Annotated in this window: 15 protein-coding genes; 9 read left to right on the top strand and 6 right to left on the bottom strand. The window is 66.0% G+C overall.

From position 1 onward, the window contains the following. Positions 1-479 precede the first annotated feature (479 nt). Entirely contained in the window at positions 480-2,012 is a 1,533-nt protein-coding gene (locus ACZ6Z4_RS13760; RefSeq protein WP_465562540.1) for a tetratricopeptide repeat protein, read from the bottom strand. Between the two features lie 906 nt (positions 2,013-2,918). On the opposite strand from ACZ6Z4_RS13760, the gene ACZ6Z4_RS13755 reads away from it, so the two are divergent. Continuing rightward, positions 2,919-6,557 (top strand): hypothetical protein, encoded by a 3,639-nt coding sequence (locus ACZ6Z4_RS13755; RefSeq protein ID WP_465562538.1) that lies wholly within the window; start codon positions 2,919-2,921, stop codon positions 6,555-6,557. Between the two features lie 321 nt (positions 6,558-6,878). Further along, entirely contained in the window at positions 6,879-7,046 is a 168-nt protein-coding gene (locus ACZ6Z4_RS13750; protein WP_465562536.1) for a hypothetical protein, read from the top strand. Between the two features lie 224 nt (positions 7,047-7,270). Here ACZ6Z4_RS13750 and ACZ6Z4_RS13745 read toward each other — a convergent pair whose 3' ends face one another. Further along, on the bottom strand, positions 7,271-7,693 hold the full coding sequence (locus ACZ6Z4_RS13745; protein WP_465562535.1) for a hypothetical protein: 423 nt from the start codon (positions 7,691-7,693) through the stop codon (positions 7,271-7,273). A 125-nt stretch (positions 7,694-7,818) separates the two neighbouring features. Here ACZ6Z4_RS13745 and ACZ6Z4_RS13740 point away from each other — a divergent pair, with 125 nt between their 5' ends. From ACZ6Z4_RS13740 to ACZ6Z4_RS13730, 3 genes are all read left to right on the top strand, one after another. Next, the gene (locus ACZ6Z4_RS13740) at positions 7,819-8,730 is read left to right on the top strand and encodes a patatin-like phospholipase family protein (protein WP_465562533.1); all 912 of its coding nucleotides are present in this window, start codon (positions 7,819-7,821) and stop codon (positions 8,728-8,730) included. Between the two features lie 67 nt (positions 8,731-8,797). After that, positions 8,798-9,373 (top strand): TetR/AcrR family transcriptional regulator, encoded by a 576-nt coding sequence (locus ACZ6Z4_RS13735; protein ID WP_465562531.1) that lies wholly within the window; start codon positions 8,798-8,800, stop codon positions 9,371-9,373. A gap of 71 nt (positions 9,374-9,444) precedes the next feature. Beyond that, positions 9,445-10,176: a GNAT family N-acetyltransferase gene (locus tag ACZ6Z4_RS13730; protein WP_465562529.1), complete on the top strand. Its 732-nt coding sequence runs from the start codon at positions 9,445-9,447 to the stop codon at positions 10,174-10,176. A gap of 92 nt (positions 10,177-10,268) precedes the next feature. On the opposite strand, the gene ACZ6Z4_RS13725 is transcribed toward ACZ6Z4_RS13730, so the two are convergent. Then, the gene (locus tag ACZ6Z4_RS13725; RefSeq protein ID WP_465563772.1) at positions 10,269-11,111 is read right to left on the bottom strand and encodes an SLAC1 family transporter; all 843 of its coding nucleotides are present in this window, start codon (positions 11,109-11,111) and stop codon (positions 10,269-10,271) included. Between the two features lie 210 nt (positions 11,112-11,321). On the opposite strand from ACZ6Z4_RS13725, the gene ACZ6Z4_RS13720 reads away from it, so the two are divergent. Continuing rightward, positions 11,322-11,882: a TetR/AcrR family transcriptional regulator gene (locus tag ACZ6Z4_RS13720; RefSeq protein ID WP_465562527.1), complete on the top strand. Its 561-nt coding sequence runs from the start codon at positions 11,322-11,324 to the stop codon at positions 11,880-11,882. 37 nt (positions 11,883-11,919) lie between these two features. Here ACZ6Z4_RS13720 and ACZ6Z4_RS13715 read toward each other — a convergent pair whose 3' ends face one another. The 3 genes from ACZ6Z4_RS13715 to ACZ6Z4_RS13705 all read right to left on the bottom strand — a co-directional run bounded on the left by ACZ6Z4_RS13715 (position 11,920) and on the right by ACZ6Z4_RS13705 (position 14,514). After that, complete coding sequence (locus tag ACZ6Z4_RS13715) at positions 11,920-13,320, bottom strand: amidase (RefSeq protein WP_465562525.1); 1,401 nt, start codon at positions 13,318-13,320, stop codon at positions 11,920-11,922. Positions 13,321-13,401: 81 nt separating this feature from the next. After that, a complete protein-coding gene (locus ACZ6Z4_RS13710) occupies positions 13,402-13,998 on the bottom strand; it encodes a TetR/AcrR family transcriptional regulator (protein WP_465562523.1) in 597 nt (198 codons plus the stop codon). Between the two features lie 42 nt (positions 13,999-14,040). Continuing rightward, positions 14,041-14,514, bottom strand: coding sequence for a nuclear transport factor 2 family protein (locus ACZ6Z4_RS13705; protein ID WP_465562522.1), 474 nt, complete (start codon positions 14,512-14,514; stop codon positions 14,041-14,043). Positions 14,515-14,617: 103 nt separating this feature from the next. Between ACZ6Z4_RS13705 and ACZ6Z4_RS13700 the strand changes: the two genes are divergently transcribed. The 3 genes from ACZ6Z4_RS13700 to ACZ6Z4_RS13690 all read left to right on the top strand — a co-directional run bounded on the left by ACZ6Z4_RS13700 (position 14,618) and on the right by ACZ6Z4_RS13690 (position 17,098). Further along, complete coding sequence (locus ACZ6Z4_RS13700) at positions 14,618-15,829, top strand: MFS transporter (RefSeq protein WP_465562520.1); 1,212 nt, start codon at positions 14,618-14,620, stop codon at positions 15,827-15,829. 15 nt (positions 15,830-15,844) lie between these two features. Continuing rightward, complete coding sequence (locus ACZ6Z4_RS13695; RefSeq protein WP_465562518.1) at positions 15,845-16,543, top strand: alpha/beta fold hydrolase; 699 nt, start codon at positions 15,845-15,847, stop codon at positions 16,541-16,543. A 117-nt stretch (positions 16,544-16,660) separates the two neighbouring features. Further along, positions 16,661-17,098 (top strand): SRPBCC family protein, encoded by a 438-nt coding sequence (locus ACZ6Z4_RS13690; RefSeq protein ID WP_465562516.1) that lies wholly within the window; start codon positions 16,661-16,663, stop codon positions 17,096-17,098. Positions 17,099-17,111: the final 13 nt, after the last annotated feature.

Raw genomic sequence — 17,111 nt, 5'->3', positions numbered from 1 at the left:
ATCAAGACCAATGGACAAGCCAAGAGACCACCACGAACGCCGTGCCGCCGCAGTACGCACCGAGTGTGCGGTTCGCTCCGCCTTCGCTCCCCGGTCCGACGCTGAGTACCTGCCGTGCACAGGTCGGTCAGCTCACACCCTGCTGCGTGTGAGGGACGCTCGTGCCAGCGGGAGGAGTTCCGGACGCTCACGAGGACACCCAGTTGGCAAGTGTGAAGTCCCGACCTTCGAAATTACGGGCAGGCCCTTTATCGAGCGCCTGGTTCGATGTCGGCCGATACTTCGCTGGCCAGGCGAGGCGGTGCAGGCACGCTGTCCGCGCTTGGATAGGTGGCCCGGGGGAGAGAAGGGTGTTGCACGCACTAGATGCGTACGGACGCCAATTTTGCGCTCCGCGCGAAGGAGCATCGCAGATGCGAGCCCCGACGTGCATGTAGGAGCTACGGCCCGGCATGCATCCACAAACGACTGGGCGCGATTCAGCCGTCGTTGCTGTCGGTGCCATGAGTTCCATCAAGCAACTCCCTGAGGTTTATCGTTGCCTGGGGATCACCCAGATCAGAAGCTGCGCGGAACCACCGTTCAGCATCCGAGAGATTGCCTAGCCGGTACTCCTGGACGCCGAGGTTCGTCATCGCTCTTCCGTCGCCGCGCTCTGCGGCCGACCGGTACCACACCTCGGCGCCCGATTCGTCTCCGCGTTCACTCAGCCGTACGCCAAGGCTATTCATCCCATCGAAGTCGCCTAGCTCGGCCGCGGAGCGGAACCAATGTTCTGCCTCTTTAGCATTCTCGCGCCTAAGCAGCAGGACGCCCAGGTTCACCATGGCTTGTACGACACCGTTGGCAGCGGCCGCCCGGAACCATTGTTCGGCACCTGCAAGATCGTCCTGCTCCCCAAGCAGCGCGCCGAGGTTCGCCATCGCCTCGGCCTCGCCGCGGGCGGCGGCCGCGCGATACCAACGCTCAGCATCATCTCGGATACCTCGCTCTTCGAGAATCAAGCCGAGGTTATACATCGCAGCTGAGCTGTCGAGATCTGCTGCGGTCCGTAGCCAATGCTCGGCCTCTGAGTGTCTCGACTGCTCGTCCAGAATGAGTCCGAGGTTGGTCATGGCATTGGTCATGCCGTATCCGGCCGCGGCGCGGAACAGGTGCTCGGCCTCGGCTTTGTCACCGAGTCTCAGTCGTTCCACACCGAGATTGAACAGTGCGCTTGGATTGCCGATCGCAGCAGCTCGACGGAAGATCCGCTCAGCGGTGGGAGCATCGTGGTGGACCTCAGCTGCGGTCACCCCGACTGTGTTCAATTCGTCGGCGCTAGCGTGCAGTTCCTCAGCAATCGCTTCCCAGGTTACGTCCGGGATCCTCGCCGGAGGGAGCCGCGCCCAGTGGTCCAGGACGTAATCATGAACAATGAGTCCGCTTTGGTTGGTTAGCCGGGTTACGGCGCGAACTCCCGAGATCGGCTCACACGCCCACCTGAGGCCAGATTCGAAGCCGGTCAAAAGTGTGGCGTCGTCAGGTGGTAGATAGGTGGGATAGAGTCTGCGAACGAGCTCCAGGGGAACCGGCCGAGTCATCCCGGCACGGAACCAGTCGCCAGCTGCACGAACTACAGCTATGCCGCTCGCGGGTGGAAGGCCCGACTCCATCCGCTCGAGAAGTTCCGCTCCGGCGATGAGGTAGGCGCCGAGTCCTTGGCCTCTCTCCAGTGCAGCGGCGATGTCCGGCCGGAGCCACGCCAAGCGTTTGGCCGCGTTGTCACGATCCCTCTCGTCCCAGTCCGTGAATCTAACCAACCCCCCGTACCTGATCGCGAGTTCAAGAACATCTCGCCCTTGCGGCCTCAGCTCACCTTGTGGGGCGATTCGTTCGTACTCGCCATCCCGTATGGTGGATACGACTGTCACGCCTGTGACGTCGAGAACGCGTTCGAGAACCTGCGAATCCACGCCAGCCGCGATGTGCTTCTCAAGATCGCTCAGCCAGACCACCACGTCTTCGTTCACGGCGCCGACAGACAACAGGCTACGTAGGGCGTCCGGGTGTGGATCTGGTATGAGCACTCTGCGGTGCCCGGCTACTCGACGCGCAGCTTCGGCAGCGGATCGAGACTTCCCAGCTGCCGATGGGCCATGTATCAGAATGAATCGGCTCTTCCGCATGGCTTGTTCGAGTTGCATGTCGAGGTCGTGCCGCGTTGTGTATGGAAGGTGCGGCTGGGGTGCTCCGAGGCTGTCACGCACACTCCGCACTCCCAGATGTGCCAGTTCTGCCTCACTGAGGCGTGGCGGAACACCGCGACGGCTTCCGATCGTTAGCTGAGCGATGCTCGCCCTTCTGCGCGAGTATGAGGCCCAGCCCCATCGCCACAGGACTGCACAGCCGCCAGCTGTCAGGGTGATCGCGGCCATGATTGTGCCTAGGACCTGAGCAGCATCCACAGGATCCGAGCTGGTTGCCATGACGAGCAAAGCGACGGCGGCAGACACCACGAGCAAACCGCCGAGTGCCCCAGCAAGAGTACTTCGAACCGCGATCCTCACAACGACAGTCTGAGGCCTCGGTACGCACGGGTGGGCCAGCGACACAGACCGAGCGTTCCGATGGCACGCATCGTCGGTCTTCTCCTCGCGCGCCAGTTCAGCTTGGCCAGTCCGGACTTCTAAGAAGATGCCTCTCGGCGATTGCGCGGCGTCAGCCCTCCTAGCGGTACCAGCCGGCCGAGGGCTGCGAGTACCTACGCCTTGAGGACCTCCTACTCGACCGGCTGGCCGTCGTTCGTCCGGCCGATATCTTGGTGAAGCTGATCCCGGCGTTCGCACTGCCACGGGACACTTCTCGATCACCGGCGTTACGCTGGGACGCGGTTCGTCCTGAGGGCCGTGCACGTGTGCTCAACGGAAGGGACGACAGTGGCGGAGCGTGACTTCGGCGGCCCATTTTCGGTGGCGACTCACCAGGTGGAGGCGCTCGGCGCCAGCTTCGTGCCGTTCGTCAACGCGCTGCTGGATGCTGAAGCCGCCGCGGCAGGACTGGATGGCTGGCAGCTGAGCACGACATATCGCGAGAACATCGGCGACCTGGGCATCGACGCTGGCATCCGCGGAGCCGTCAAGACCCGCTATATTCCGGCCGGCGACAGCGCCTGGCAGTTCAAAGCGGGAGACCTGGAGCCGGCAGCCTGTAAGAAGGAGCTGCTCCGACCTGGTCTGAAACAACCGTCAGCGGCTCTTGAGACCGTACGCGCCGGCGGCTCCTACCGCCTCGTTCTGGGCGCAGACTTGACGACTGCCAAGGTGACCAGTCGCCGCAAAGCGCTGGAGGAGGCGGCGGCAAGCAAGGGGATCAAAGTCGTTCCCGGAATGTTCGAGGTCGTCCCGGCCGATGTGTTGGCTTCCTGGGTCGAAGAACACCCCTCCCTGGCGGTGTCAACTCTGCTGGGCGGGATCGGAAATTTCGCGATGCCGCTTGATCAGTGGAGCCGCGCCGGACGACTCAGCAACACATGGCAGACCTCAACGTCGCGCGCGGAGCTAGCAACCCAGCTCGAGGCGTTCGTGACCACCCGCCACGTTCCTGATCTGCGCCTGGAGGGGGTCAGCGGTATCGGCAAGACCCGTGCAGTGCTCGAGGCACTCCGCAACCATCCCTCCGGAAAGCTCGTTGCCTACCTTCCCGCCTACAGCTCAGCCCCGGAAGGATTATTCCACCAGCTCCAGATTCAGCAGCGGCCGACCATCTTGGTTATCGACGAATGTGAGGCCCGTCAGCACGACCAACTCGCCAGCATGCTGACAGTGGAGTCGCCGGTCCGGCTCATCACCATTGGACATCCCACGGGATACAGGGGGCGCTCCGAACCGTTGGTGATCGACGTGCTAGAGGACCAGGCTGTCGCCGGCGTCATCAAGACTGCGCGACCGAACCTCTCTGCAGAGCACCGAGACTTCGCGACCACGGCCTCGGCTGGGAACCCCCGGCTGGCGCAGGTCCTCGCGGACGCCCTCAGCCAGAACCCGAAGGCCACGGTCGGTGAGCTGATCAACCAAGACATTATCGAGACCTACATCACCGCCGACCTTCCCAAGGGCAGCAACCGCCTGGCCTACTACGTCGTCGGGCTCGTTCCTCACGTTGCGATCGGTGGAGAGGCAAGCACCCTGCGCGAACTCGCGTCCGCGCTGCCGGTCACCGAGGTCGAGCTGAGAAGGGCCCTCGCCCACCTGGAGGATCTCGGGTTGGTCTCAAGCGTCACGTCGGCCGCTCGCCCCGGCTTCCGCATTTGCAGAGTCACGCCGCATCCTCTGGCAGTGCATTTAGCCCGCCGTGCGTGGGAGACCTTGTCGACCGAGATTTTGAACGACTTGTTGCCAACGGCCAGTAGCGACCTACTCGATGACCTGATCCAGCGCGTCGCTGAGCTCGGTTCCTCCGACGTGACCGATGCCGCAGTCAGGCACATAGTCGGTTCCGAGGCGCTGCTCGACGACTTGCGACCCAATGGTCCCCACGAATACGGGCCTTTGCTGTCCAACCTAGCCGCGATCGCCCCTGACGCCGTCTGCGACCTCGTGGAGCAGGAGGTGAATGCCAGCCCCGATAAAGAGCTGCTTGACCTGTTCCAGCAGTGGAGCGCCGCGCGGGACGCGCTCGACCGCCTGGCGTGGAGCAGCAGCACATTCAGACGTGCGACGGACCTGATCCGCCGGATCGCGCGAACGGCTCCTATCGACGATCCCAACAACCCCAGCCCCGCCATCGTAGGCCTGGAGGACCTGGGCACCGAAGACCCCGCCATCACCACCTTCACAGACCTCTTCGGTACGATCCTGCCTACCACGGCGGCGGCTCCAGAGGCCCGCATCAAATATTTGCGGTCAACCCAGAGCTCCGCCGACGTAAGGGATCGCCGTCTCACTGTCCTCGCAGCGAGCCGAGCGATACAGCCAGACGAAACAGCCTTCGGCTCCCTACATAGCCAGGGAACCATGCTGATCGAGAGTCGCGGAATGCCCTCCACCTGGGGTGCAGCCTGGGACTATAAAGCCGAAGCCATCTCCATTCTCGGCGCGCTTGCCAACGACGTGGACCCGGCGACTGCCAACTCAGCCGCGATCTGTCTGGCACAGTCAATCGCAGAGTTGCTGGAGAACGATGTTCTCAACATCAGCCTCGCCCAATCCCTCGCAGAGCTGCCGCCGACCCAACTTCGACCAATACGCTCGGCCATCTCCGAACTGCGCTTCCTGCACCGTGACAGCGACAACAAGCGCATCATCGATAACCTCGAAAACCTTGCGACCAGCCTGCCGGCGCCCACCGCAGAAGAGACCGTCGACTACCTGGCCGACATCAACACATCGCACGACGTAGACGGCCGGCACTACTACCCCCAATTTAGGGAAGCCGTCGAAACCATCGACCACGCCGGCCGCGTCGGCCTCCTGCTCAGCATCCTGCAGAGGCGCCCACGAGGCTCTTTTGCGATCGGTCAGCTCCTCGGCGAAGTTACTGGTGAAGACGAGACAGTCGAAGCCGCGATCACCGCGCTCGCGCAAATAGACCCGACCCCACTAATGGGGTACCTCTACGCCTTGGAACAGAGTCGACCCGGCGCTCACGATCGCTTCCTCGACGCCCGAGCAGGCGCTGCGCTCGACAACGAACGCCGCCTGCATATGACAGTGCGGGGTCCACACAGCCGGACGGCGGCGAATCGAGCACTCAAGCTCAGCGCCGATCTCGAACCTGGTAACGGTGCACGAATCCTCATCGCCTGGAAGGTCAGCATCGAAGATTTGAAGGCGCTTCTCGACGACTGGCTGCCCCGGATCAACACCCAGGACGACTACAACGCCGTCGTCGACTGCGTTCACCAAATGCTCTACGCACGCCGTCCCTGGATCGAGACCGTCGACCCGCTGGTCGCCCGTCTGGTGGCACAGTGCCGGCAGTTCCCGAAGCTCTATAAGGACGAATGGGACTGGAACCGACTCGCAGCGCGACAGATGACCAAGCAACCTGGCGCACTCGCCGACCTGCTGGTCGAACTGATCGAAGCTGGCCGCTTCCAGGTCGGAGTCTTGGGCCCTGCCGATCGCAAGCTCCTGCCGACCTGTGTGGCTGCCACCCAACCCGATGCCTGGCTGCGGTTGATGAACGGAGTGGCAGCGAAAACCCATCATTATGTTCGCGCAGCCGGGCGCTGGCTCGGTGAAGCTACCGGCGTAGAGACGGCGGGAGCCTGGGTAGGTGACGATGTCGAGAAGGCGAGAGCCTTAGCCGCGGTCACTGATCTCCGTACGGAGATCGGACCAGTCGCACGATTCCTCATCACGAGATTCGGCGACGATGCCGACGTCACCGCCATGCTGACCGGCTCACTAGTCGTCGGACGATGGATCGAAGAAGACGCCGCAGAGCTTGAGGCCGAACTGGAGGTGTTCGTGGAGCGTGTCAAAGACACCGAACCCGTCGTGCTGAGACAATGGGCGGAGACCACCGCAGAACGCCTTCGCGAGCAGATCGCCCGCTCGAGTGCAGCCCGATGACCTGAAGGCGGCTTGGATGCGGAGGGCTGGTGACCTCCAGCCGGGTGACGATTTCGTCCGCGAGGCTGAACGTAAGTCCCTGCAGAAGCTTCGCCGCGATCTAACCCCTACGCAGGAGTGAGCGGCGGGGATAGAGGGTAGCGCGGTTCGGTCAACGCAGCCGGTGGCGATAGACGCAATGCCTGCAAACTTGCTCGTCTCATCGTGCGAGATCCAAGCGTGTGGTTAAGGTGCGTGTCCCCCCTCGGACACCAGCTTCTGAGAAGGCGACACGAGTGATCGTGTCGCCTTTGGTTTGTACCGGCGCGGAAGGGGCTCATCATGTGCCGACCAGTCACCTGCAAGACCTGCGCGAAGACCACCTGGGCCGGTTGCGGGCAGCACGTCGCACAGGTCAAGGCGGTAGTTCCGGCCGGCGAGTGGTGCGCGGGCCACCCGGAGTCCGAGCGCCGGGCTGGGAGTTGGCTCAACCGGTTGCTCGGCCGCTGATCTTTTCTGTGGCTCAGGTGTAGACCCGCGAATCGAGTTCCGTTGCCGACTGGACGGCTCGGGCATCGTCTACGTGGCTTGAGTAGCTGGGCCCGAGCTCATTGCCCTGATCGTGCGCATCGGGACCCGACGCTCGGCCGCAAGCGGCGAGTGCGCCGAGACGCACTGCGCCGAGCGGCATCGTGCGACTGGTCGCTACCCGTTGCCTCGGTAGCTGACCGGGCCTATTCCACCTTCGAGATCTTGCAGTCGATCCCGTCCGGGCCGATCGCTGCTTCGGCGACGGTCGTACCCCCGAAGGTGGTCGTGTCGCGAACCTCGAAGGTCTGCCCGCCGATCCTCTGCTGAGAGGCGGCATCCAGGACCTCGACGGTGACCAGGTACTTGGACGCATCCCCGGTGATCGTGCCGTTGATGGTCACCGTGCCCTGCGCTCCGACCGTGTTGACCTCACAGTTGACGTTGGTGCTGTAGTTGGTCGGCCCGAGAGACGGCGCGCCTCCGACCGGCGCGCCGGTGTAGTAGAGCACTGCGACAAGCGCTACGAACGCCAGCCCCACCAAGCCGATGACCAACCGGCTGCGCCTCCGAGGCCGCTGCGGTGAGCCGTAGTCGTCGTTGGCCAAGGTCCACTCACCGGTCGGCATCCGAGTCCCCACAATCCTTCTGGTCAGCACCGAGCACTGTCGCTTGGTCTTCGGTGAGTGTAAACGATAGCGTTTACAAAAGATGAGTTCCTGCTTACGGTGGTCCTCGTGATGACTGGGGCCGGATGATCAGGCCGATGACCGAGGCGACGCACCGGGTGTCGAGGAGTTTGGTGCTGGGTGGTGGAGGGCCTGTTGGTCGGGCTTGGCAGACCGGACTGCTCGGTGCCGCGATCGAGGGTGGGCTCGACCTCGGCGCGGCAGATCTGATCGTCGGGACGTCAGCCGGCGCGATCGTCGGCGCCGAGCTTGCTCTCGGGCGCGACCTGCGTGCTGTCCTTCCGGGTCCGAGCGCTTCGCCGGCAGGCGGATCGCCTTCGCGGCCTGATGCCGTGATCATGGCGATGATCGGCCGCGCTGCCACCTCCAGCGATCCGGACGAAGCTCGTCGCCGCATCGGACTGGCCGCTGTCGAGGCGGAGACGCCCGACGAGACGGCGGCGATGGAACGGCCGAATGTCGCCGCGATGCGCGGAGTTCCGTGGCCGCCGCGGTTCAAAGCCGCGGCGGTCAGCGTTGCCACGGGCCGTCTGGCGCTCCTCGACGAGTCCTCAGGAGCGTCGCTGCAGCAGGCGCTGGCGGCCAGCTCGGCACTGCCCGGCGTGTGGCCACCGATCACGATCGGTGCGGATCGCTACATCGACGGCGGCGTACGAAGTTCGTTGAATGTGGACGTCGCCGCACACGGGGATCGCGTGCTGGTCATCAGTTGCCACTCGGTCGGCGGGACCTCGAGGCGCGCGGCCGCACTTGCTGAGGAGATCGACTCCGTACGACGTCGGGGGATCGGCGTGGAAGTCGTAGCGCCGGATGAGCTGTTCCTCGGCCTCACTGATGGCGGTCGTGACCTCCTCAACCCCGGGCTCGAGGCGCCTGCTTGTGAGGCAGGCCGCCGGCAATGGGATGCCGAGGCCGATCGGATCGGGGTGTTCTGGGCCGGCGACACCGACCGGCGCGGATCCGCTCTCGATCACTAGCCGAGAACCGGTGTGCACTCTCCAGGTATTATGTAGGCCAAAATATATACCTGCGAGGAGAACCGCCATGCCACGAAGAAGTGATGCCCGGCGGAAGATGATCGACGCGGCGCGAGGACTGATTCGTGAGCGCGGGCTGAACGCGACGGCGATCTCGGACGTCCTGGAGCGCAGTGGGGCACCGAAGGGGTCGGTGTACTTCCACTTTCCCGGTGGCAAGGCGCAGTTGGCTGTCGAGGCGGCCGCTTCTCATGCTCATGAACAGGTACGGATGATCGACGAGTTCGCGGCCGAGTCGTCATCGGCGGCCGAGTTGATCGGGCTGTACGTCGACGCCGGCCGGGACGGCATGCTGGCCAGCGATTTCTCGCGAGGTTGCGGCTTGGCGCCGCTGGTCACCGAGGGGCCGCACGACCTCGCGGAGGTTGCCGAGACGAGCCGGCGTGGACTCACCGAAATGGTCGACCGGGTGGCCTTCCACTTCGTGGCCTTCGGCATCGATCGCGCCTCCGCCCGCAGCCTTGCGGACGCGGTGATCGCGGGCATGGAAGGCGCCATGATCACCGCTCGAGCGTTCCGCAGTACAAGCCCGTGGGACTCGGTGAAGAGCTCGCTGCTGGCCTACGAGAAGACTGTTCGCTGACCTTGCCGCCGAGTGGGGTCAAGGTCAGCGGTGATGGATACTATGTATGTTAGTAGATATAGCATGGAGGGATGGAGGAACGCAGTCATGGCACCAGCCGTTCGTCGCCGCACCGCCGAACTGATGACCCGGTGATCGACAACCCCGTACTGCGGTCGTTGGCAGGCGCGCATCACCAGCTGGCCGTGCGGTCCGGTCGGGTCGCCCGCTACCCGGCCGACATCTCGCCGTTCATGGCGATCCCGGCCGACGCCACGGCTGAGGACTGGGCAGTACTGCGTGAGCTCGCCGGAGACGACCCCGTCACCCTCATCGACCCGCCCGCGCCGCCGCGGACCTGGACGCTGCTCCGTGAACTGACGGTCGTCCAGATGACCGGACCGAACGCGGGCGGCACCGTCGAGCAGCCAGCGGTGAAGATCGTACGGCTCGACGACGGCGACGCCCCGGAGATGCTCGGCCTGGCGCAACGCACCAAGCCCGGCCCGTACGCCGCCCGCACCCATCGACTCGGTGGGTACTTCGGAGTCCGGGACCACGGCGCTCTCGTCGCGATGGCCGGCGAACGGCTGCGACCCGACGGCTGGACCGAGATCAGTGCGGTCTGCACTCATGAGGACCACCGGGGACGCGGCCTGGCCCGGGCCCTGATGGAACGCGTGATCGACGGCATCCGCGCCCTGGGTGAGCGGCCGTTCCTGCACGTCGCCGCGACGAATGCCGGCGCCATCGGTCTCTACGAGCGGATGGGCTTCGAAGCCCGGCGGACCTCACGGGTCAGCGTCTTCGACCCTCCCGCCTGACCCACCAGCCGCCCGTCGCGTCGCGCCCTCACGCGACGCGGCGGGCTCGCCCAGCGAGTACCCGTGGGAGCAACGGATCGAGGTCGAACAGCTCACCGCGGTGAGAGTCGGTTCCGCGATGCACGAGCGTGAACAGATGTCTCGATGGTGCGTACGGCAACGAAGAGGATGAACACGGTGGTGCCTCCCAGTGCAGCCCAGGCGTACGTCTGCCAGCCAGGCGGGCGTACTGCGTGGAACCAGCGGATGGCGTAGTTGGCGGTCGATGCGAGTGGGAAGGTGAAGATCCACCAGCCGCCGCTGAAGGTGAGCGTGCGGTACTCGCCGATCAGTGCGCCCTGCACCAGGAGCATCAGCACGAGGATCCCGGTCATCAGCTCCTGCGCCTGGTCCACGCGTCCTGGGTGGGCGATGATCCAGGCGAGGTTGGCGGTCGAGGTGCCGGCGACGAATGCGGTCATCGCGGGCCGCAGTGCGTTGGGCAGCCGTTCGCCGACGAGCATCCGGACGGTGACGATCGCGGTCATCGCGACCCAGAAGAACAGTCCCGCGCCGATGGCGGCGACAGCCAGCGACGGCAGACCGATGGTGGACAGCCCGATGCTCGCGATGAAGGGCCCGGCGACCGCGGGGATGTAGTACCCGGGATGGATCGTCCGCAGGTCCACGGCGCCGCTGAGCCAATGGGCGATCAGCTGGGCGACGACGACTGCGAGCGCCACGATCGCGGCGCCGCAGATCCAGGCGAACACCGTGAAGTCGTACGCCGTGTAGTGCGCGGACAGCAGTACGGCGACGAGGGGGATCACGGACGCGAACGGTCCGCTCAGCGGATGCCGCAAGTCGTCACCGAACGCGCCGCGCGTTCGCAGACCTCCGCGAAGGTAGGCGATCACGAAGGTCAGCCAGAGCACGTCGCTGACACCGAAGAAGATCTCCGCGGGCCCAAACGGGTGCCTGTACCGCGGTCGCGGCCGCGGACCAGGCGCCGCCGAGTCCCGCCATGCCGAGCGGCATGCCGAAGAGGTTCAGTGGGAGACGCTGGTTGGTGTCGATGATCTTGGCCTCGTCTAGGTAAACGGAGTCGTTTACCTAGACCATAGCGATACTGCTGCGGCAGGTAAACGGCGGCGTACACTTCGGGCATGACCGAGAGGGCGAACCCAGCGGCCGGTCGCGGGGCGCGAGAACGGATTCTGGTCGCGGCGACCCGGCTTTTCCGTTCCCAGGGGATCGTGACCACCCAGATGGAAGCGGTGGCAGCGGCGGCTCCGGTGTCGAAACGCACGCTGTACAAGCACTTCCGCGACAAGTCCGAGCTGATCGACGCCTACCTCCAGGAACGCGACCGGCGGATGTTCACCGAGCAGCTGGGTTCGGACGAGGATGCGCGCGGACAGATTCTCGCCCTGTTCGCCCGGGCCGCCGACGATGGTCCGATCCGTGCCTGCCCCTTCGTCGCCGCGGCCACCGAGTTCCCGGAACCGGACAGCGCGCCGCATCGCGCGGCCGTCCTGCACAAGCAGGCCTTCCAGAAGCGCCTGCAGCAACTGGCGGCCGCTGCAGGCGTCGCGGACCCCGACCGGGTCGGCACCTTGATCTCGATGCTGTACGACGGCGCGGTGAGCCGATCGCAGACCCTGAACGACCTGCGCCCGCTCGAAGACGCCCGCGAGCATGTCGCCGCCTTGCTCGGTCCGCGGTAGCGGGTCCGGCACCCGCCCTGAGTGCCGGACCCGCCCCTCAGATCTCGGGGTGCAGGTCCCGGACCGAGCTGGCCTCCTCGAGCAGGCTGCCGACGTGCAGGACGGTCGACTCGGCATGCCACGCGGCAGTGATCTGTACGCCGATCGGCAGACCCTCGGAGCTGGTCCCGAAGCGCATCGACAGCGCCGGCAGACCGGTCACGTTGAACTGGACCGTGTACGACTGGATGTGGCCGGCGTCGACCGTCTGGCCGTCGACGACGAACTCGGACGCACCGTGCGGGTACGCCGGGATCGGCAGCACCGGCAGCAGGACCGCGTCGTACCGGGAGAAGTACTCGGCGTACCCGTCGCGGATCCGGTCGAAGGCCTGCTCGACCTCGACGTACTCCTCGACCGGAGTCAGCGGCGTCGCCAGCAGGGCCTTCGTGTACTTGTACATCTGCTCCTCGTGCCCGGCCGTCGCCGCGGCGACAGCCGGCTTGAGCTCGTTGACGTGCTGCTTGTAGAAGAGGGCCAGCGGGTTGTCGGCGTGCAGCGCGGGGATCGACACCTCCTCGACGTGTGCGCCGGCCGCCTCGAGCGCCTTGGCGGCGTTCCGGACGGTCTCGGCGACCTCTGGGTCGACCGGCCCGAGCCCGGAGTCGACGAACCACCCGACGCGCAGCGGCCGCGTCGTACCGGTTCCGGCGTCGTAGCCGTGCGGAACGACCGACGCGCCGTCGTGGCCATCCGGGCCGTTGAGCACGGAGTACGCCAGGGCGACGTCGCGGACCGACCGCGCCATCGGACCGACGTGCCAGACGCGGCGAGGTTCGCGTGGCCAGATCCCGGTCATCGGGACCCGGCCGTACGTCGGCTTGAGCGCCACGATGCCGGTCAGCGACGCCGGGCCGCGGACCGAGATCGTCAGGTCGGTGCCGATCCCGATCGGGCTCAGACCGGCCGCGATCGCCGCCGACTCGCCGCCGCTGGACCCGCCCGGGGTGCGCTCGAGGTTCCACGGGTTGTTCGTCGTACCGGCCAGCAGGTTGTCGCTCTCGCAGGCGTAGGAGAACTCGGGCAGGTTGGTCTTGGCGAGCAGGATGCCGCCGGCCGCCTTCATCCGGGCGACACTGGTGGCGTCCTCGTCCGGGACGCGGCCGGCGAAGATCGGTGAACCGCGCTGGGTGAGCATTCCGGCGGTGTCGATCGAGTCCTTCACCGTGAACGGCACGCCGTGGAAGGGCCCGACCTCCTCCCCGGCGGCCAGCGCGTCATCGGCGGCCTGCGCCTCGGAGAGCGCGTTCTCGTTCAGCGTCACGATCGCGTGCAGCTTCGGGTCGATGTCAGCGATCCGGTCCAGGTACGCCTGGACGACCTCGACCGAGGTCACCTTCCCGGTGCGGATCTGCTCGGCGAGGGCCGAGGCGTCGGCGTAGATCAACTCAGTGTTCATCGTTCTCCTTCGACGCCAGAGTAGACCGGTCGTCTCTAAATGGATGTGCATCATCGATGGGCCGACGCACAGCGACGGGGGTTACTGCTTCATCAGTCGACGCGTGCCGGCCATGGCGCGCTGGAGGGGTTCCGGCGCGCGCTGCACCTTCGTCAGCACGCTCGCGCCGAGCCAGGCGTCGTACTGGCTCAGCGCGAGCTCGCGCGGCGTTGCATCGACAGCATCGGCGGGAAGGGAGCCGTCGTCGAGGGCCATCGTCAGGAGCTTCTCCAGCCGATCCATGATCTGCGATGTTCCCTCGGCGAGTTGCAGCCGCATCGCTTCCGACAGGTCAGAGACCTCCGCCGCCAGCTTGACGACCAGGCACTGGCCCTGGCAGTCGTCCGCGGTCTGCACGTCGTAGAACCACTGCCAGTACTCCATGGTCCGCTCGGCGCCCGTCTTCGACGTGTCGGCGATGATGCGATCCATGGTGGTGAGGTAGTTGTGGAAGTAGTTCTTCATCAGCGCTTCCCCGAAGGCGTCCTTCGATGGGAAGTGGTGGTAGAAGGATCCCTTGGGAACAGCGGCTTCCTTGAGGATCACCGTCAGGCCCGATGCGGCGTAGCCGCTGTGCGCGATGACCTCCTGGGCCGCATCCAGAATGTGCTGGCGGGTGTCGTTCTCCCGGGTGGTCATGTCAGCACCGTAGCACAAGTAGACCGGTCGTCTCCATTCGCGTCACGTGCTGGAGGCGGCGGCGGTGTCGGCGTACAGCTGGGCGTGCGAGATGCGTCCGGCGGTGATCTCGAACAGCCAGAGGTTGTGGATGACCTTCGGCTTGCCGGTTGCTTTGGGGGTGGCGGTGTTGGTGAGCTGGACGACCAGGTGGTGTTCGGCCTCGATGATCCGGTCGACGTGGATCTCGAAGGACTCCCAGACCGCCGCTCCGCCGGGCGGGCCGACGAAGAGGTCCTCGAACGGCTTGATGCCGGTGAACTCCCCGCCGTACGGCAGGGAGGTGGGCAGGGTCACCACCAGGTCGTCGCGGAGCATCGGGCGGACGAGGTCGCGGTCGTGGCGTTCGAACAGCTCGGTCAGGGCGTAGGTCAGCTCGAGTGTGCTGTACGACGGTTTGGCGCCGGCCGCGAGCGACTCGGCTTCGACGCACTCCGGTGCTTTCCCGCGGAGCAGTGAGATCTCGTCGAAAGGCATGTGATGGCTCCTCTCTGCGACCGCGGGGGCGGGTTGGCTGGTTGAGGCAGTCACCGTGGTCGTTATTATGTAGACCATCATACATAGTTTCGGGGGGTATCTGATGGTGCGATCTCGCGTGCAGCGGCCGGCGGTCCTGCTCGCCGTGCTGTGCGCGGCCACGTTCACGACCACGCTGGACGTGTTCATCGTGAACGTCGGGCTGCGCCCGATCGGGGCGGCGCTGCGGCACAGCTCGCTCGCGGATCTGAGCTGGATCCTGAACGCCTACGCGATCGTGTTCGCGGCGCTGCTGGTTCCCGCCGGGCGTCTGGCCGACCGGTACGGCGTGAAGGCCACCTTCTGCTTCGGCCTGGCGGTCTTCGGCGCGGGCAGTCTGGGCGCGGCCTTGGCCGGGAACGTCTGGCTGCTGGTCGAGGCGTCGTGGCGGTGGATCTTCATCGTGAACGTGCCGATCGTGCTGGTCACGCTCGCGCTGGCGGTGTGGACCGCGCCGGACCCGCGGCACCACACCGACGCCGGCCGTCCGGACCTGCTCGGTGGCGCCTTCCTGATGATCGGGATCGGAGCGCTGACGCTCGCCCTCGTGCAGGGACCCAGCTGGGGATGGGGGAGCGGCTCGGTCGTCGGCGCACTCGTCGCAGCTGTCGTGGCGCTGGCCGCAACCGTCCTGCGGTCGGCGCGCGCGAGTGCCCCGGTCATCGACCTGGCCCTGTTCCGGGACCGGACCTTCACCTGGTCCAACATCGCGACGTTCCTGCTCGCACTGGCCTTCGGCCTGCAGTTGCTCGGACTGGTGTTCTGGTTGCAGGAAGGCTGGGGCTGGTCCGCGGTCCGCACCGGTCTGGCGATCTCGCCCGGACCGATCATGGTCTCGGTCAGCTCGCTCGCACTGCGCCGTTACACCGCGAAGCTGCCGCCCGGCCTGGTCGCCGCGCTGGGCGGTGTCGCCCTCGGCCTCGGCGCCGCCTTGATCGGTACGTCGCTGGGCGCGCGGCCGGACTACCTCGACGTACTGCCGGGCTGGATCCTCTGCGGGATCGGCACCGGCCTGTGGACGCCGACACTCGTCGGCGCCGCGACCAGCCGCCTGGCCCGGCACCAGACCTCCACCGGCAGCGCGATCGTCCAGATGATCCGGCAGATCGGTCTGACGCTCGGCGTGGCGGTCCTGGTGGTCATCGTCGGGTCCGCGCAGCTCGACCTGGCCGCGCTGCACCGCTTCGTCGATGCCTGGTGGTTGTCGGCGGCAACGGCTCTGGCCGGCGCCCTCACCTGTCTCGCCCTGCTGCGCCGTCGTACGGCGGCCGTCTAGTTCAAGGAGTCTTCGATGCCCGTACCCACCCTCGTTCTGATCCACGGTGCTTTCCACCACAGGGACATGTGGAACCGGCTCATCGGCCAGCTGCCCGACGTCGAGATCAGCACCATCCAGCTCCCATCGGTCGACCGGCTCGGCAGCATGTACGACGACGCCCAGGCGATCAAGGATCTCGTCCTCGCCGTCGACGGCCCGGTCGTCGTCTGTGCCCACTCCTACGGCGGTGTGCCCGTCACCGAAGGGCTCGCCGGCGTCGACGCCGTACGGCACATCGTCTACCTGAACTCCTTCGTGCTCGACGTCGGCGAATCCATGCTCGGCAACCGCGGCGGCACCTACCCGCCGCACTGGCGGGTCCACGACGAGCAGTACATCGAGATGCTCGGCGCCGAGGAGGTCTTCTACAACGACCTCTCCACGCAGGACGCGGCGGCTGCCGCGAAGCGCCTGGGGACCCAGTCGCTGCAATCGATGCGGCAGCCGCTCACGCAGGCGGCCTGGCACACCACGCCAGGCACCTACGTGATCGGTGAGCGCGACGCCGGACTGCCGATCGCGATGCGGGAGAAGTTCGCGGCCCGCATCGGAAACGTACGGCGGCTCGACACCTCGCACTCGCCGTTCTACTCCCGGCCCGCCGAAACGGCAGCCGTCATCAGGGACGTGCTCACGGAAGCCGGGTCCGAGCCCCTGGGGACACCATCGTGAAGGGTGGACCATTGGCTGGAAGCGGATGACTCGGCGGAGATCACAGCGCCGGGTTGCGTAGGGGACGGCCTGCAGGGGAACCGGTGCGGTCCCAGCAGCTCCGTCGAGGGAGAGCAGATGCCCACCGTGTCACGGACGTTCGCAGTCGAGGCCCTGCCGGGCGTCGTCGTACCGTATCTGGCGGATTTCGGGAACGCCGAGGAGTGGGACCCGGGGACCGAGCGTTGCGTTCGCAACGACAGTGGGCCGGTTCAGGTTGGTTCCTCGTGGCGCAACAGCTCCAAGATCGCGGGTGTGTCGACCGAGTTGACCTACACGCTGGAGCAACTGTCCGACGACCGGGTCGTGCTCGTGGGACGGAACGACACCGCCACCTCGACCGAGACCATCGAGGTGATCGCTGACGGGACCGGGTCGCGGATCACCTACACGAACGAGATCGAGTTCAACGGTCTTGCCAAGGCGGCGGCGCCGTTGAGCAAGGTCGTGTTCGAGAAGGTGGCCAACGACACCGAGAGGCAACTGGCGGATGTGCTGAACCGCTTGCCCCGGTAGGACGGCGGATCGA

This window comes from Kribbella sp. NPDC104740 (genome assembly GCF_055583505.1).
This window is presented reverse-complemented; position numbering and strand designations above follow the sequence as displayed.

Excerpts from the sequence above, each read along its gene's own strand:
- ACZ6Z4_RS13750 (WP_465562536.1), top strand. The coding sequence starts at position 6,879 with ATGTGCCGACCAGTCACCTGCAAGACCTGCGCGAAGACCACCTGGGCC.
- ACZ6Z4_RS13745 (WP_465562535.1), bottom strand. The coding sequence starts at position 7,693 with ATGCCGACCGGTGAGTGGACCTTGGCCAACGACGACTACGGCTCACCG.
- ACZ6Z4_RS13740 (WP_465562533.1), top strand. The coding sequence starts at position 7,819 with ATGATCAGGCCGATGACCGAGGCGACGCACCGGGTGTCGAGGAGTTTG.
- ACZ6Z4_RS13735 (WP_465562531.1), top strand. The coding sequence starts at position 8,798 with ATGCCACGAAGAAGTGATGCCCGGCGGAAGATGATCGACGCGGCGCGA.
- ACZ6Z4_RS13730 (WP_465562529.1), top strand. The coding sequence starts at position 9,445 with ATGGAGGAACGCAGTCATGGCACCAGCCGTTCGTCGCCGCACCGCCGA.
- ACZ6Z4_RS13720 (WP_465562527.1), top strand. The coding sequence starts at position 11,322 with ATGACCGAGAGGGCGAACCCAGCGGCCGGTCGCGGGGCGCGAGAACGG.
- ACZ6Z4_RS13715 (WP_465562525.1), bottom strand. The coding sequence starts at position 13,320 with ATGAACACTGAGTTGATCTACGCCGACGCCTCGGCCCTCGCCGAGCAG.
- ACZ6Z4_RS13710 (WP_465562523.1), bottom strand. The coding sequence starts at position 13,998 with ATGACCACCCGGGAGAACGACACCCGCCAGCACATTCTGGATGCGGCC.
- ACZ6Z4_RS13705 (WP_465562522.1), bottom strand. The coding sequence starts at position 14,514 with ATGCCTTTCGACGAGATCTCACTGCTCCGCGGGAAAGCACCGGAGTGC.
- ACZ6Z4_RS13700 (WP_465562520.1), top strand. The coding sequence starts at position 14,618 with ATGGTGCGATCTCGCGTGCAGCGGCCGGCGGTCCTGCTCGCCGTGCTG.
- ACZ6Z4_RS13695 (WP_465562518.1), top strand. The coding sequence starts at position 15,845 with ATGCCCGTACCCACCCTCGTTCTGATCCACGGTGCTTTCCACCACAGG.
- ACZ6Z4_RS13690 (WP_465562516.1), top strand. The coding sequence starts at position 16,661 with ATGCCCACCGTGTCACGGACGTTCGCAGTCGAGGCCCTGCCGGGCGTC.